The organism is Burkholderia sp. IDO3, from assembly GCF_003366075.1.
GTDB lineage: Bacteria > Pseudomonadota > Gammaproteobacteria > Burkholderiales > Burkholderiaceae > Burkholderia > Burkholderia anthina.
In genome coordinates this window covers 2,165,349-2,181,131 of the sequence record NZ_CP028962.1, presented here as the reverse complement: position 1 = coordinate 2,181,131, position 15,783 = coordinate 2,165,349, and the positions used below count along the sequence as shown (strand labels likewise).

The 15,783-nt window shown below is 69.1% G+C and carries 11 protein-coding genes and 1 pseudogene; 7 read left to right on the top strand and 5 right to left on the bottom strand.

Features of this window, described 5'->3' with window-relative positions:
* Positions 1 to 25 precede the first annotated feature (25 nt).
* Positions 26 to 1,318, bottom strand: coding sequence for an NAD(P)/FAD-dependent oxidoreductase (locus tag DCN14_RS09970; protein ID WP_096501278.1), 1,293 nt, complete (start codon positions 1,316 to 1,318; stop codon positions 26 to 28).
* Between the two features lie 148 nt (positions 1,319 to 1,466).
* Between DCN14_RS09970 and DCN14_RS09965 the strand changes: the two genes are divergently transcribed.
* Complete coding sequence (locus DCN14_RS09965; protein ID WP_096501276.1) at positions 1,467 to 2,120, top strand: TetR/AcrR family transcriptional regulator; 654 nt, start codon at positions 1,467 to 1,469, stop codon at positions 2,118 to 2,120.
* 35 nt (positions 2,121 to 2,155) lie between these two features.
* Here the strand turns inward: DCN14_RS09965 and DCN14_RS09960 are convergent, their stop codons facing one another.
* Complete coding sequence (locus tag DCN14_RS09960; RefSeq protein WP_096501274.1) at positions 2,156 to 3,067, bottom strand: LysR family transcriptional regulator; 912 nt, start codon at positions 3,065 to 3,067, stop codon at positions 2,156 to 2,158.
* Between the two features lie 113 nt (positions 3,068 to 3,180).
* Here DCN14_RS09960 and DCN14_RS09955 point away from each other — a divergent pair.
* Positions 3,181 to 3,931 (top strand): annotated as a pseudogene (locus tag DCN14_RS09955) (SDR family oxidoreductase).
* Positions 3,932 to 3,964: 33 nt separating this feature from the next.
* Here DCN14_RS09955 and soxR read toward each other — a convergent pair.
* Positions 3,965 to 4,441, bottom strand: a complete 477-nt coding sequence (soxR, locus tag DCN14_RS09950; protein ID WP_096501272.1) for a redox-sensitive transcriptional activator SoxR — start codon at positions 4,439 to 4,441, stop codon at positions 3,965 to 3,967.
* Positions 4,442 to 4,520: 79 nt separating this feature from the next.
* On the opposite strand from soxR, the gene DCN14_RS09945 reads away from it, so the two are divergent.
* The 3 genes from DCN14_RS09945 to DCN14_RS09935 are packed head-to-tail and all read left to right on the top strand — an operon-like array spanning position 4,521 to position 10,415.
* On the top strand, positions 4,521 to 5,750 hold the full coding sequence (locus DCN14_RS09945; protein ID WP_096501270.1) for an efflux RND transporter periplasmic adaptor subunit: 1,230 nt from the start codon (positions 4,521 to 4,523) through the stop codon (positions 5,748 to 5,750).
* A 13-nt stretch (positions 5,751 to 5,763) separates the two neighbouring features.
* On the top strand, positions 5,764 to 8,937 hold the full coding sequence (locus DCN14_RS09940; RefSeq protein WP_096501268.1) for a multidrug efflux RND transporter permease subunit: 3,174 nt from the start codon (positions 5,764 to 5,766) through the stop codon (positions 8,935 to 8,937).
* Positions 8,934 to 10,415 (top strand): efflux transporter outer membrane subunit, encoded by a 1,482-nt coding sequence (locus DCN14_RS09935; RefSeq protein WP_096501266.1) that lies wholly within the window; start codon positions 8,934 to 8,936, stop codon positions 10,413 to 10,415. The genes DCN14_RS09940 and DCN14_RS09935 overlap by 4 nt, the downstream gene beginning before the upstream one ends.
* 89 nt (positions 10,416 to 10,504) lie before the next feature.
* Here the strand turns inward: DCN14_RS09935 and aceE are convergent, their stop codons facing one another.
* Positions 10,505 to 13,186: a pyruvate dehydrogenase (acetyl-transferring), homodimeric type gene (gene aceE, locus DCN14_RS09930; protein ID WP_096501264.1), complete on the bottom strand. Its 2,682-nt coding sequence runs from the start codon at positions 13,184 to 13,186 to the stop codon at positions 10,505 to 10,507.
* 173 nt (positions 13,187 to 13,359) lie between these two features.
* Here aceE and DCN14_RS09925 point away from each other — a divergent pair, with 173 nt between their 5' ends.
* Positions 13,360 to 13,815 (top strand): MarR family transcriptional regulator, encoded by a 456-nt coding sequence (locus DCN14_RS09925; RefSeq protein ID WP_096501262.1) that lies wholly within the window; start codon positions 13,360 to 13,362, stop codon positions 13,813 to 13,815.
* A gap of 18 nt (positions 13,816 to 13,833) precedes the next feature.
* Here DCN14_RS09925 and DCN14_RS09920 read toward each other — a convergent pair whose 3' ends face one another.
* Positions 13,834 to 14,835 (bottom strand): pyruvate dehydrogenase, encoded by a 1,002-nt coding sequence (locus DCN14_RS09920; RefSeq protein ID WP_240327198.1) that lies wholly within the window; start codon positions 14,833 to 14,835, stop codon positions 13,834 to 13,836.
* 215 nt (positions 14,836 to 15,050) lie between these two features.
* Here DCN14_RS09920 and DCN14_RS09915 point away from each other — a divergent pair, with 215 nt between their 5' ends.
* The gene (locus tag DCN14_RS09915; RefSeq protein WP_096501258.1) at positions 15,051 to 15,698 is read left to right on the top strand and encodes a glutathione binding-like protein; all 648 of its coding nucleotides are present in this window, start codon (positions 15,051 to 15,053) and stop codon (positions 15,696 to 15,698) included.
* The last annotated feature ends 85 nt before the right edge of the window (positions 15,699 to 15,783 follow it).

Below are 15,783 nucleotides of genomic sequence, written 5' to 3'. Positions count from 1 at the left end.
TTACGCGATGCCGCGACGCGTGGCATCACGACAGGCGGATGCGCGGCTGCACGCAGCCGTTGATCCGTTCGGCGATCCACAGCAAGGTCGCCTTGGAGAATCCGTGCAGCGCCTGCTGGTGCCGCCGGTACAGCATCAGGTGGCTGAATTGCGCGAATCGCCCCTGGATGAATCCGCCGCGAAAGAACCCGAACTGCCCGAGCGTGCCGAACGCGTCGTAGTCGCTGATCGACACGAGCGCGCCGAAATCGTGGAACGCGAACGGCGGCATCGGCTTGCCGTCGAGCCACGCGGGCAGGTGCTTCGCGAGATGCTCGGCCTGCTGCGTCGCGACCTGCGCGGTCGGCGGCAGCGGCCGTTCCTGGCCGTCGGGCTGCAGGCTCGCGCAATCGCCGATCGCGAACACGTGCTCGTCGGCCGTGGCCTGCAGCGTGGGCCGCACCAGGATCTGGTTCGCGCGGTTCGTGTCGAGCCCGCCGAGCGCCTGCATGAAATCGGGCGCCTTCACGCCGGCCGCCCACACCATCAGATCCGCTTCGGCGAACGAACCGTCGCCATAGTGGAACCCGTTCGCGTCGGCGGCCGTCACGCGCGTCGACGTCAGCACATGAAAACCGATCTGCTCGAGCCGCCGCTGCGCGGACGCGGAAATCTTCGGCGGAAACGCGGCAAGGATGCGCGGGCCGCTTTCGAGCAGCGTAAGCCGCAGCCGCTCGCGCACCGTCGCATCGCCATAGGCCTGGGCCACTTCGAGCAGGCGGCTCAGTTCCGCCGCCAGTTCCACGCCCGTTGCTCCAGCGCCGACGATCGCGACGCGAAACGGCTCGTCGCGCGCGATGCTGCGGAACACCCGCATGCGCAGCGCTTCGTTGAAGGTTTCGGCCTGCTGCTGGCTGTCGATGAAGTAGCAGTGCTCGCGCACGCCCGGCACGCCGAAATCGTTGGCCTGGCTGCCGAGCGCGAGGATCAGCACGTCGTATTCGATCTCGCGCGCGTCGATCACGCGCTCGCCGTTCTGCGAGCGAATCTCGCCGAGCTGCACGCGGCGGCGCGCGCGATCGAGCCCCTTCAGCTCGCCGGGCTGGTACGTGTAGCCGTGATCGCGTGCGTGCGCGAGGAAGATGACCTGCTGTTGCTGCACGTCGCGCGTGCCGGCCGCGATCGTATGCAGCATCGGCTTCCATACGTGGGTCGGGCTGCGGTCGACGACGGTGACTTGCGCGCGCCCGGAACGGCCGAGGCGCTCGCCCAGGCGGGTCGCGAGCTGCAATCCGGCGATCCCGCCGCCCACGATCACGATGCGAGTAGGGGTTGTCATGAATAAATCATCACGTGATGAATAAGGTATGATCGTAGCGCCTCTCGACTTCGCGTGTCAACGGAGCGTGGCAGGCAGCCCGGTGGCGAGCATGCGAAACCGGGGCCCGAACACGGGCATTCGATTCATTCAACGGGAGCAGGAAAACGTGGCTGAAGTCACTGAGCGCGCGCCGTCGAAGCGGCGTACGCGCGGGCGGCCGCTGGCGGACGCGTCCGTCGGTCCGGACGTGATATTGCGGGCCGCGCGCCGCACGTTCGCGAAGCGCGGCTACGATGCGACGAGCGTGCGCGAAGTCGCGCGCGAGCTGGGCATCGACGCGGCGCTGATCGCCCATCATTTCGGCACGAAGGAAACGTTGTGGCTGGCCGTCGTCGAGCAGATCGTCGATCTCGCGCAACCGCAGTTCGACGCGTTGCGCGCGCTGCGCGAGTCGTCATTGCCGCATCGCGAGCGCGTGCGGCGCGCGATCGAGCTGTGCGTCGATCACGAATTCGACGAGCCGGACATCGGCATGTTCTTCTCGACGGCGGCGACCGAGGAGGGCGCCCGGCTCGACTGCCTGCAGCAGCGGATCGTGCGCCCGTATCACGACGCGATGTTTCCGCTGCTGGCGGAGGCGGTCGAGGCCGGCGAGATCCGCCCGGTCGATCCGAACGTGCTGTTCTTCATGATCGCGAGCGCGGTCGGCACGACGGTGTCGTACAGCCACATGATGCTGGAGTTCACGTCGCTGCCCACGCGGCGGGATGCGTTCCGCCAGGCGGTGCTCGACGTCGCGCTCAGCATCCTGCGCGTCTGAGCGTTGAGCGCGTCGTGCGCACGTCATGTGCACAGTCACGTCGCCGCGACGAGCCCCAGCGTGTCGACCGCCCGCCGCGCGGTCTCGCGTAACGCATCGACGAGCGGCGACGGCGTCCGGTACGCGATCGCCAGTTCGTACGCGAGCGGGCTGCCCGCACCCGTCAGTTCGCAGAACGTAATGCCTTGCGGCCGCATCGGCACGAACAGCCGCGGCATCAGCGCGACGCCGATGCCGCCCGCGACGAGCCCGGCCGTCGTCTGCATCTGGCGCGGCTGCTGAACCACGCGCGGCGCGAAGCCGGCCTGCGCGCAGGCGGTCACGATCAGCGCATGCATGCCGGGCCCGTGATGCGGGGCGAACAGCACCCAGGGTTCGTCCGCCAGCTCGGCCAGCGCGATGCGCCGGCGGCGCGCGAGCCGGTGGCCGTCGGGCAGCGCGGCGACCATCCGGTCGCGCAGCAGCGGCTCGACGTGCACGTCGGCGGCATCGGCAACCGGCAGCACGACGAGGCCGACGTCCGTGCGGTCCTGCCGCAGCGCGAGCACCTGCTCGGCGGTCGTGCCTTCTTCCAGCTGGAAAGCGACGTCCGGATGCCGCTCCTGGAACGCGCGGAGGATCAGCGGCAGCAGCGCGTTGACCGTGCTGTCGACGAACCGCAGCCGCAGCGTGCCGCCGAGGCCGGCGCCCGCGCGCCGCGCGACGGCTACCGCGCGCTCGGCCTGCTCGATCGCGCGTCGCGCTTCGAGCAGGAACGCGTCGCCGGCCGGCGTGAGCGTCGAGCCGCGGTTGTCGCGTTCGAACAGCGCGACGCCGAGCGCGTCCTCGAGCTTGCGGATCGCGGCGCTCAGCGGCGGCTGAGCCATATGCAGGCGCTCGGCGGCGCGCCGGAAGCTCAGCGTTTCGGCGACGGCAATGAATTGCCTGAACTGGCGCAGATCGATCATGCGATACCTTTTTCGTATCAGTAGGTCATCGAATTCGTATTTTACCTATCGCCATGCGTTGTCCAGACTGCCAGTGTCACCAATCGTCAACATCGAGGAAAGGAGGGCAGGACATGACGGGCAGCGAACGGCGGCGAACGGCGATCGTCACGGGCGGGTCGAGCGGGATCGGCTTTGCGATCGCGAGCAGGCTGGTGGAAAGCGGATATCGCGTCGCGATCGTCGGGCGCGACGCACGAAGGCTGGACGCCGCCGTCGCGCGGCTCGGCGACGCGGCGATCGGGCACGCGGCCGACCTGAGCCGGCGGCCGGACGCGACGGCGGCCGTCGGCGCGATCGTCGCGCATCGACGTGCTGGTCAACAACGCGGGGCTGACGGGGCGCGTCGGCGCGGACACGGAGGCAGCCGATGCGGAAACCGTGTGGGACGCCGTGCTCGATGCGAACCTGAAAAGCGCGTTCGTCGCGACGATGGCCGTGTTGCCGCACCTGGCCGACCGCGCCGCGCGGATCGTCAACATCGGATCGATCGCGGCGCGCGCCGGCAGCCTGCTGCCGGGCGGCCTCGCGTATGCGGCGGCGAAGGCGGGCATCGAAGGGTTCACCGTCGCGCTCGCGCGCGAGCTCGGGCCGCGCGGCGTCACGGTCAATACGGTCGCGCCCGGCTATATCGCCGACACGCGCTTGTTTGGCGACGGCGGCGTCGCGCCGGCCATCGCGGCGACGATCCGCGAGCAGACGCCGGTCGGCCGCGCCGGGCATCCGGACGATGTCGCGGATGCCGTTGCGTGGCTCGCCGGGCCGCGCGCGGCGTTCGTCACCGGCGCGACGATCGCGGTGAACGGCGGCTGGCGGGTGGGGTGACAACGAACGCCGGCGCGGCGCCGGCCGCCTGCGTCAGTCGAGATCGGGCGGCGTATCGCCGAGCCAGCGCCGCGCGCCGGGCCCGTTGCGGCCCGCGCGGTCCTCGGGGTTGGTCAGCTTGCAGCGTTTCAGCGACAGGCAGCCGCACCCGATGCATTCGTCGAGATTGATGTAGAGCCGCTGCAGCTCCTCGATCCGGCTTGCGACGCGCTGCTTCCAGCCGCGCGACAGCCGCTGCCAGTCCTTGTTGGTCGGCGCGGCGTCTTCCGGCAGGCTCACGAGCTGTTCGGCGATCTCGTCGAGCGAATAGCCGATCTTCTGCGCGAACACGATGAATGCGATCAGCCGCAGCACCGCGCGCGAATAGTGGCGATGGCTCGAACCGTTGCGATGCGACTTGATGAGCCCGCGCGTCTCGTAGAAGCGCAGCGTCGACGCCGGTACGCCGCTGCGCGCGGCCACTTCGCGGATCGACATCAGCGGCCATTGCGGTGTTTCGTCGATACCCATGACGCCCTCCGGGAAAGCTTGACTTGAAGTTAACTTCAACTTTTATGCTACGCGGCAGTTTAACCCGTCGCGAGGCACCATGCTCTCCTTATCCCTACGCAGGACGTCGCCTTTGGGCGCGGCCTGCGCTCTGCTGCTGGCGTTGTCGGGCTGTCACGACGGCAAAGACGCATCGTCGGCCCATCCCCTTCCCGAAGTCGGGGTGACGACCGTCGCCCCGCGCACGATCCGCCTCGCGGACGAATTCAACGGACGCGTCGAGGCCGTCGACGCCGTCGAATTGCGGCCGCGCGTGAGCGGCTATCTGCAACGCGTCGCGTACAAGGAGGGCGACCTCGTGGCGCAGGGCACCGTGCTGTTCGAGATCGACCCGCGTCCGTACCGGATCGCGCTCGACCGAGCGAACGCGCAGCAGCAGCGCGCACGCGCGGCCGCGAGCCTCGCGAACGTGCAGCTCAAGCGCGTGCAGACGCTGATCGATGCGCATGCAACGTCGCAGGAAGAACTCGACAACGCGCGCGCGACCGCCGAGCAGGCGCGCGCGGACCTGCAGGCGGCCGACGCGGCCGTCGCCGATGCGAAGCTCAATCTCGGCTTTACCGACGTGCGCGCGCCGATCGCGGGCCGTGTCGGCCGCGCGATCGCAACGGCGGGCAATCTCGCGCGTGCGGACGACACGCTGCTGACCACCGTCGTGTCGCAGGATCCCGTCTACGTGTATTTCGACTGCGACGAGCAGAGCTATCTGCGCTACAACGCGCGGCGTGCCGATCCGACGCATCGCGCGATCGGCGCCGATCCGGTACGCGTGGGCCTCGCGAACGAGACGGGCTTTCCGCACGCGGGCACCGTGGATTTCCTCGACAACCGGCTCGATCCGCAAACCGGCACGATCCGCGCACGCGTGCGGCTGTCGAATGCCGAACATACGTTCACGCCGGGCCTCTATGCGCGCGTGCAGCTCGTCAGCGGCCGCGACCAGGATGCGCTGCTCGTCGACGACAAGGCCGTGCTCACCGACCAGGATCGCAAGTACGTGTATGTGATCGGCGCCGGCGACAAGGCGCTGCGTCGCGACGTGACGATCGGGCGCGAGCTCGACGGCGAGCGGATCGTCGAGAAGGGGCTGCAGTCGGGCGACCGCGTGGTCGTCGATGGCGTGCAGCGGATCTACTATCCGGGTGCGCAGGTCAAGCCGAAGGCGCTACCCGCGCGCGCGGAGGCGGGCGCCGGCACCGGCCCGGGCAGCGGCACGCAGGCCGTCGCCAACGCGGACGCCGGCGCGCCGGCCGCGCCGGCCGTGCAATAACGGGAGACTGACGATGGATTTCTCCCGATTCTTCATCGACCGTCCGATCTTCGCGGTCGTGCTGTCGATCGTGATCTTCGCGCTCGGCCTGATCTCGATCCCGATGCTGCCCGCCGGCGAATATCCGGAAGTCGTGCCGCCGAGCGTCGTCGTGCGTGCGACGTATCCGGGCGCGAACCCGAAGGAAATCGCCGAATCGGTCGCCGAACCGCTGGAAGAGGCGATCAACGGCGTCGAAGGGATCATGTACATGAAGTCGGTTGCCGGTTCGGACGGCAGCCTGCAGGTCGTCGTCACGTTCCTGCAGGGCGTCGATCCCGACACCGCCGCGGTGCGCGTGCAGAACCGCGTGAGCCAGGCGCTGTCGCGCCTGCCCGACGAGGTGCGCCAGTACGGCGTGACCACGCAGAAGCAGTCGCCGACGCCGCTGATGTACGTGAGCCTCTATTCGCCGGACAACAGCCGCGATTCGCTGTACCTGCGCAACTACCTGACGCTGCACGTGAAGGACGAGCTGTCGCGCCTGACCGGCATCGGCGACGTCGGCGTGTACGGCTCCGGCGACTACGCGATGCGGCTCTGGCTCGACCCGAACCGGCTCGCGTCGCGCGGGCTGACCGCGAGCGACGTGATCGCCGCCGTGCGCGAGCAGAACGTGCAGGTGTCGGCCGGCCAGCTCGGCGCGGAGCCGTCGGCGAAGAAAAACGACTTCCTGGTATCGATCAACGTGCGCGGCCGGCTGCGTACCGTGCAGGAGTTCGGCGACATCGTGCTGCGCAACGGCGACGACGGCCAGGTCGTGAAGCTGTCCGACGTCGCGCGCATCGAACTCGGCGCGGGCGACTACACGTTGCGCTCGTATTTCAACGACAAGCATTCGGCGGTGGTCGGCATCTTCCTGTCGCCGGGCGCGAATGCGCTCGACGTCGCGAAGGCCGTGTATGCGAAGCTCGACGAACTGTCGAAGCGCTTCCCGCCGGGCGTCGCGTATCGACCGGTGTGGGACCCGACCGTGTTCGTGCGCGAGTCGATCCGCGCGGTGCAGCACACGCTGATCGAGGCCGTCGTGCTGGTCGTGCTCGTCGTGATCCTGTTCCTGCAGACCTGGCGCGCGTCGATCATCCCGCTCGTCGCGGTGCCGGTGTCGGTGGTCGGCACGTTCGCGTGGCTCTATCTGCTCGGCTATTCGATCAACACGCTGACGCTGTTCGGGCTCGTGCTGGCGATCGGGATCGTCGTCGACGATGCGATCGTCGTCGTCGAGAACGTGGAGCGCAACATCGCGCAGGGCCTGAGCCCGCGCGACGCCGCGCACCAGGCGATGCGCGAGGTGTCGGGGCCGATCGTCGCGATCGCGCTCGTGCTGTGCGCGGTGTTCGTGCCGATGGCGTTCATGTCGGGCGTCACCGGCCAGTTCTACAAGCAGTTCGCGGTGACGATCGCGATCTCGACGGTGATCTCCGCGATCAACTCGCTGACGCTGTCGCCCGCGCTCGCCGCGAAGCTGCTGCGCCCGCACGGCGCGCCGAAGGATGCGCTTACGCGTGGGCTCGACCGTGCGTTCGGCTGGCTGTTCCATCCGTTCAACCGGTTCTTCGAGCGCAGCGCCGATCGCTATCACGGCGTCGTCGCGCGCACGCTGAAGCGGCGCGGCGCGGTGTTCGTCGTCTACTCGGCCTTGCTCGCGGCCACCGCGCTGCTGTTCAACGCGGTGCCGGGTGGCTTCATCCCCGTGCAGGACAAGCTGTACCTGTTCGCCGGCGCGAAGCTGCCGGAAGGCGCGTCGCTTGCGCGCACCAGCGCGGTGACCGAGCAGATGACGAAGATCGCGCTCGGCACCGACGGCGTCGAGATGGTGCCGGCGTTTGCCGGACTGAACGCGCTGCAGGGCGTGAACACGCCGAACATCACGAATTCGTACGTGATCCTGAAGCCGTTCGACCAGCGCCACCGCAGCGCCGCGCAGATCAACGCGGACCTGAACGCGCGCTTCGCGGCGATCGGCGGCGGCATCACCTATGCGCTGATGCCGCCGCCGATCCAGGGCCTCGGCAACGGTTCCGGCTATTCGTTGTATCTCGAGGATCGCGGCGGGCTCGGCTACGGTGAGCTGCAGAACGCGTTGAGCGCATTCCAGGCGGCGGTCGCGAAGACGCCCGGGATGAGCTATCCGGTCAGCTCGTACCAGGCGAACATTCCGCAGCTCGAGGTGAAGGTCGACCGGCTCAAGGCGAAGGCGCAGGGCGTCGCGCTGACCGACCTGTTCAATACGCTGCAGGTCTATCTCGGCTCGATGTACGTGAACGACTTCAACGCATTCGGGCGCGTGTACCGCGTGATGGCGCAGGCCGATGCCGGGCACCGGCAGACCGCCGCCGACATCGCGAACCTGCGCACGCGCAACGCGAAGGGCGAGATGGTGCCGATCGGCTCGATGGTGACGGTCGCGCCCGCGTACGGGCCGGACCCGGTCGTGCGCTACAACGGCTATCCGGCCGCCGATCTGATCGGCGATGCGGACCCGAAGGCGATGTCGTCGTCGCAGACGATCGCGAAGCTGCAGCAGATCGCGAAGGACGTGCTGCCGCCCGGCATCACGCTCGAATGGACCGACCTCAGCTACCAGCAGGTCACGCAGAGCAACGCGGCGATCGTCGTGTTCCCGCTCGCGGTGATGCTCGTGTTCCTCGTGCTCGCATCGCTGTACGAGAGCTGGACGCTGCCGCTCGCGGTGATCCTGATCGTGCCGGTGTGCATGTGCGCGGCGCTGTTCGGCGTATGGCTGTCGGGTGGCGACAACAACGTGTTCGTGCAGGTCGGTCTGGTCGTGCTGATGGGGCTCGCATGCAAGAACGCGATCCTGATCGTCGAATTCGCGCGCGAGCTCGAAATCCAGGGCAAGGGCGCGATCGAAGCGGCGCTCGAAGCGTGCCGGCTGCGGCTGCGCCCGATCGTGATGACGTCGGTCGCGTTCATTGCCGGTTCGGTGCCGCTGCTGATCGGCAGCGGCGCGGGCAGCGAAGTGCGCGCCGCAACGGGCGTCACCGTGTTCGCGGGGATGCTCGGCGTCACGCTGTTCGGGCTGTTCCTCACGCCCGTGTTCTATGTGGCGATCCGCAAGCTCGCGGGCGGCACGCCGGCCGTCTGGAGCGAACAGCACGGCACCCTCGAAGGAGAAAACCGATGAGCGCCGCTTTCCGTCTTTCCGCGCTCGCGATGTCGGTGACGCTCGCCGCCTGCGCGGTCGGCCCCGATTTCAAACGGCCCGACACGGCGACCGCGGCGCGCTTCGCGCGCGACGCGCATCCGGCCACGCAGGATACGTCGCCGCCGGATGCGTCGGCCGCTGCCGACGCCACGTTCTGGCGCGGCTTCGGCGATCCGGCGCTCACGCAGCTGATCGATGCGGCGCTCGCGGCGAACCAGGATCTGCAAGTCGCGGTGTCGCGCTACGACGCGTCGAATGCGCTGCTGTCGCAGGCGACGTTCGATCGCTATCCGACGCTCACCGCGAGCGGGCAGATCGGCCATCAGCTGATGAGCAAGGATCAGGCGTTCGGCGCGCCGCGCAGCCAGCGCGATACGCCGGTTTCGAGCGTCGGGATCAACGCCGCATGGGAGCTGGACCTGTTCGGGCGGGTGCGCCGTTCGATCGAGTCGCAACGCGCGGAAACGGCGGCCAGCGCGGCCGACGTGCGCGCGGTGCGAGTCGCGATCGCGGGCGAGGTCGCGAGCACCTACGTCGATCTGCGCGGTTCGCAGGAGCGGCTGCGGATCGCGCGCGAGAACGCCGACAACCAGAAGCAGACGCTCGCGCTGATCAATGCGCGCGTCGGCGCGGGGCGCGGCTCCGAACTCGATGCGGCACGCGCGCGTGCGCAGTACGAGTCGACGACGTCGCGGGTCGCCGTATACGAAGCGGCGATCGGCGTCGACGAGCACCGGCTCGCGGTGCTGACCGGGCAGACGCCAGACGCGCTGATCGGCCGGTTCGACGTGCCGAAGGGCGCGACGGTGCCGTTGCCGGCGCTCGCCGCCGACCTCGATCCGGGCACGCCTGGCGATCTGCTGCGCCGGCGCCCGGATGTGGCTGCGGCCGAAGCGCGGCTGCATGCGGCGACCGCGCGGGTCGGCGTCGCGACGGCCGACCTATTTCCGCGCTTCACGCTGTCGGGGTTGCTCGGCAGCGCGACGAGCAGTTACGGGTTCTTCCGCGCGGGCAGCGACACGAACCTGATCGCGCTCGGCATCGACTGGTCGTTCCTCGACGTCGGCCGCGTGCGGGCACGAATCGCCGCGAGCGATGCGGAAGCGGCCGGCCAGCTCGCGCAGTATCGGCAGACCGTGCTCGGCGCGCTGGAGGAAACCGAGAACGCGCTGCTGCGCGTCGCGCGCACGCGCGACGAGACCACGCATCTGGTGCGTGCCGCGGACGACAGCGCACGCGCGACGCAGCTCGCGCAGACGCGTTTCTCGGCCGGCGCGATCGACTACTACGAAGTGCTCGACGCGCAGCGGACGTTGCTGCAGGCGCAGGACGCGGCCGCCGACGGGCAGATGCGCAGCGCGGCGTCGACGGTCGCGCTGTACAAGGCGCTCGCGGGCGGCTGGCCGGCGGGAACGGCGCAGCAGGTACCTGGCTCGCTTGCGCAGTCGCGGCCGTAACGCGGAGCAGGGGCCGCGCGGCAGGCACCTTCGTTTTCGCCCGCCGCGCGGCCCGGCGCGCACGAAGCTTGCGACGTGCGCGCACGCGCTTACACCGTTGCCGGGTCGACCTTGTCGATGTCGATCCCGTAACGCCGGATCGCCTCGCCAACCTGCGCGCGCGCGATCGTGCCGTCGTCGGCGAGCGCCTTCAGTGTCGCGATCGCGATGAAGTGCCGGTCGACCTCGAAGAACGTGCGCAGCGCTTCGCGCGTATCCGAGCGGCCGAAGCCGTCGGTGCCGAGCGACACGAAGCGCCGGCCGTCGACGAAGCCGCGGATCTGGTCGCCGACGATCTTCATGTAGTCGGTCGTGACGACCACGGGCCCGGCGCGACCGTCGAGGCATTGCTGCACGTAGGGCACGCGCGCCGGCGCGTCCGGATGCAGCAGGTTCCAGCGCTCCGCGGCGAGCCCGTCGCGACGCAGCTCGGTCAGGCTCGTCGCGCTCCACACATCGGTCGTCACGCCGAAGTCCTGCGCCAGCAGGTCGCTCGCGGCGAGCACCTCGCGCAGGATCGAACCGCTGCCCATCAGCTGCACATGCGGCGTACCCGTGCGCGCCGCGCCGTCCCGCAGCAGATAGAGGCCCTTGAGGATGCCGGTTTCCGCGCCGTCGGGCAGCGCCGGATGCGGGTAGTTCTCGTTGAGCAGCGTGATGTAGTAGTACACGTCTTCGTGCTCCGCATACATCCGTCGCAACCCGTCGCGCACGATCACCGCGAGTTCGTACGCGTAGGTCGGGTCGTACGACACGCAGTTCGGAATCACCGACGACAGCACGTGGCTGTGCCCGTCGTCGTGCTGCAGCCCTTCGCCCATCAGCGTCGTGCGTCCCGACGTCGCGCCGAGCAGGAAGCCGCGCGTGCGTGCGTCGCCGGCCGCCCACGCGAGATCGCCGACCCGCTGCAGCCCGAACATCGAATAGAAGATGTAGAACGGAATCGTCGGCAGCCCGTGGTTGCTGTACGCGGTGCCGGCCGCGATCCACGACGCGATCGCGCCCGACTCGTTGATGCCTTCCTGCAGGATCTGCCCGTCCTTCGCTTCCTTGTAATAGCTGAGCTGGCCGGCGTCCTGCGGCGTATAGAGCTGGCCGAGATGCGAATGGATGCCGATCTGGCGGAACAGGCCTTCCATCCCGAACGTGCGCGATTCGTCCGGCACGATCGGCACGACGAGCTTGCCGACATTCGGGTCCTTCAGCAGCGTGCCGAGGATGCGCACGAAGGCCATCGTGGTCGACAGCCCGCGCTCGCCGCTGTCCTTGAGCTGGCCGTCGAACGCGGCGAGCGGCGGCACCGGCAGCGGCGCGACGTCGCTGAAGCGGGCCGGCACGTGGCCGCCGAGCGCCGCGCGGCGTTCCGCGAAATAGCGCGCTTCAGCGCTGCCGGGTTCCGGCTTCAGGTAGGGCAGTTCGTCGAGCTGCGCGTCGCTGACCGGCAGCGCGAAGCGGTCGCGGAATGCCCGCACGGCATCCGCGCTCATCTTTTTCAGTTGATGGTTCATGTTCTGGCCTTCGCCGGCTTCGCCCATGCCGAAACCCTTGACCGTCTTCGCGAGCACCACGGTCGGTCGTCCGTCCGCGCGCATCGCCTGCGCATAGGCCGCATGCACCTTCTCCGGATCGTGGCCGCCGCGCGCCAGTTTCCAGATGTCGTCGTCGGACAGGTCGGCGACGAGTTCGAGCAGTTCGGGATACTTGCCGAAGAAGTGCTCGCGCACGTATGCGCCGCTCTGCGACTTGAAGGTCTGGTAGTCGCCGTCGACGCATTCCATCATCCGCTGGCGCAGCAGGCCGGTCGTGTCGCGTTCGAGCAGCCGGTCCCAGCCGCCGCCCCAGATCACCTTGACGACGTTCCAGCCGGCCGCGCGGAACGTGCCTTCGAGTTCCTGGATGACCTTGCCGTTGCCGCGCACCGGGCCGTCGAGGCGCTGCAGGTTGCAGTTCACGACGAAGATCAGGTTGTCGAGCCGCTCGCGCCCGGCGAGCGAGATCGCGGCGAGCGATTCGGGCTGATCCATTTCGCCGTCGCCGAGAAACGCCCAGACCTTGCGGCCCTGATGCGCTTTCAGCCCGCGATATTCGAGGTAGCGCATGAAGCGCGCCTGATACGCGGCCGTGAGCGGGCCGAGCCCCATCGAGACGGTCGGGAACTGCCAGAAATCGGGCATCAGGCGCGGATGCGGATAGGACGACAGACCGTCGCGTCCCGCTTCGCGGCCGGTCTCGCGGCGGAAGTTGTCGAGCTGCGCATCCGTGATGCGGCCCTCGAGATATGCGCGGCCATAGATGCCGGGCGCCGAATGCCCCTGGATGTAGACCATGTCGCCGTCGAACGTGCCGGTGCGGCCGCGGAAGAAGTGGTCGAAGCCGACGTCGTACAGCACCGCGGCGGACTGGTAGGTCGCGATGTGGCCGCCGACGTTCGAATGCCGGCCGGCGCGCAGCACCATGACCATCGCGTTCCACCGGATCATCGCGTTGAGCCGCCGCTCGAGCGCGAGATCGCCCGGGTAGGCCGGCTGCCGCGCGCGCGGCACGGTGTTCACATAGGCGGTCGTCACGCGGCCGTGCAGGTCGCCGTGGCGGGCCGCATCGAGGTCGGCCAGCCGGTCGAGCAGGTAGTGCGCGCGCGGACGGCCTTCGAGCGCGATGACGGATTCAAGCGCATCGAGCCATTCACGGGTTTCCTGCGGATCGATGTCGGGTAGCGCGAGAGGTGCGGTCATGCAGTGTCTCCAGAAGCATCAGGCTGCGCGGGGCGACGGTCGTGGCGCCGCCGCGCGCGACGGAAGGGCCGCCGATGGGCGGCCAGATAGTTGCAATTGCAATCGTATCGAAGCCCATTGTATCGAGGTAAAATTTAATTGCAACTGCAATTCAAAGAGAGGAACGACCTGACATGAGCGCACCCGAACCGGATCTGTGGTTCTCGTTTGTCCGCGCGCACCGCACGATGATTCGCGAGATCGAGCGGCGTCTCGCGGACGCCGGCCTGCCCGCGTATGCGTGGTACGACGCGTTGTGGGGGCTGGAAAGCGGGCCCGACGGCACGCGTCGCATGCACGAACTGGCCGACGTGCTCGCGATCGAGCGCTACAACCTCACGCGGCTCGTCGACCGGCTCGAACAGGAAGGGCTCGTCACGCGCGCCCGTTCGGCCGACGACGGCCGCGCGGCGTTCGCGAGCATCACCGACAAGGGGCGCACGCTGCGTAAAAAGATGTGGAAGGTGTACCAGTCGACGGTCGCGGAGCTTTTCCTCGACCAGTTCGGCGCGAAAGAGCAGGCGACGATGGCCGCCGCGCTCGATCGTGCGACGGCCGCTGCGCGCGACGCGACGGCCGGCGCGAAGTAGCGGCCGCTGTCGCGGGTTTCAGCCGCGCGCATACCGCTGCATGGCCCGTGCGGCCCAGTCGGCCGGCACGCGACCGTCGTCGGCCAGCACGCGGATCGCGACCGCGGCGATCCAGCGCGCATCCGGCGCCCGCGCGCCGGGGCCTGCCAGATCCGCGCCGAGCGCCGTGAAGCGGGCAGGGACGAACGCGCCGATCTGCGCGGCGACGTGCCGTGCATAGCCCGTGACCGCGAGCACGGGCGTGCTGCCTTCGCCGAGGCACGCGCTGACGTGCGCGATGCGCGGCGCGGCGTGCGGGTGCAGCAGGTTCCAGCGTTCGGCGGCGCGCGCATCGCGCGCAAGCCGCGTGTAGCTCGGACAGCTCCAGATCGTCGAATCGATGCGCCATTCGTCATGCAGCAGGTCGGCGGCTTCCATCACCTGCGCGAGCGTGCTGCCCGCGCCGCACAGACGAATCTTTGCGGCGGAGCCGGCCGCCGCGCGCCGGCCGGCCCGCACCATGCCGTTGAACGCGTCGCGGGCCGCCGTGGCGGAAAGGGGGCGTACGCCGGGCACGCAGCCGTCGTGGCTCGCGAGATAACAAAATCCGGGCTGGCCGGCGACATAGAGCGCGCGCAGCGCGCCGCGCAGGATCGCGAGCGCCTCGTCGCCCGACGCGGGATCGTATGGCGTGCACGCGGGGTTCGCGGCCAGCCAGTGCGGGACGTCGGGCATCACGCCCTTGGGCCATGACGAGCGGAACGTTTCCGCGTCGTTCACGAAGATCCCGCGGCCGACCGTTTCGGCCGACGCCAGCCGCAGCCGGTCCGTCGCATGCGCTTGCAGCAGGTACAGCAGCGGCCGTTCGAACTGTCCGGCCGGGTCGAGAAAGCGCAGCGGCCACGCGCTGATGCGGCGAGGTTCGGCAGCGCGCGCCGTCGCCGCGGGTACGTCGGGGCGGACGATCCAGACGCGGCCCGCGGTCGCCGCATCGCGTTCGAGGCAGTCGGCGGCCGCGCGGATCGCGTCGAGCGGAGTCATCGCATCGCGCCGGGGCGAGAGCCGCCGGGCCGTCAGCCGTTCGACGCAGGCCGCCGCGGCGCGGCGGGTGTCGGGCGTCCGCACGGGCGGACCGGATCGCGCAGTCTGCATGTCCCTCCTTCGAGTACTGGCATGTTGCCGGGGTGTCGATCCCGGCATAGGATTGCAATTGCAACGATTGTAGTTGCAACGATAACCGGATGACAAGGACCGACATGACATCGACGCACACACTCACGTTCCATACGGCCGACACGCCGAACGGGCACAAGATCGCCATCTACCTGGAGGAGGCCGGGCTGACGTACGCGCGCGTGCACGTGAACCTGTCCGCCGGCGAGCAGCGCAGCCCGGCGTTCCTCGCGATCAGCCCGAACGGCAAGATCCCGGCCATCGTCGATCACGACACCGGCCTGGCCGTGTTCGAATCCGGCGCGATCCTCGGCTATCTCGCCGAGAAAACGGGCTGCCTGCACCCGGAAACGCTGGCCGAGCGCACGGCGGTCCAGCAATGGCTGCATGTCCAGATCGGCGGCATCGGGCCGATGCTCGGCCAGCTCTGGTGGTTCCTGCATGCATCGAAGACGGTCAATGCGGAGGCGATCGACCGCTATCGGAACGAGGCGCGGCGCCTCTATGGCGTCGCGAACGGGCGATTGTCGGAATCGCCGTATCTCGCGTCGTCGCGGTATTCGATCGCCGACATCGCCGCATTCCCGTGGCTGCGCACGGCGGCCGAACTCGATATCGACGTCGCCGGCTATCCGCACGTCGAGCGCTGGCTCGCCGACATCGAGAGTCGGCCGGCGGTTCAACGGGGCCTGATCGCCTGCCGCGCGCCGGCGGCCATGCCCGCGCACTGACGTCGCATCGCCCGCGCCGCGACGACGGCGCGGGATCCGGCGGATGCCCTGCCGCAAAACATTGTTCTCCTTCGTCGTAAACGTC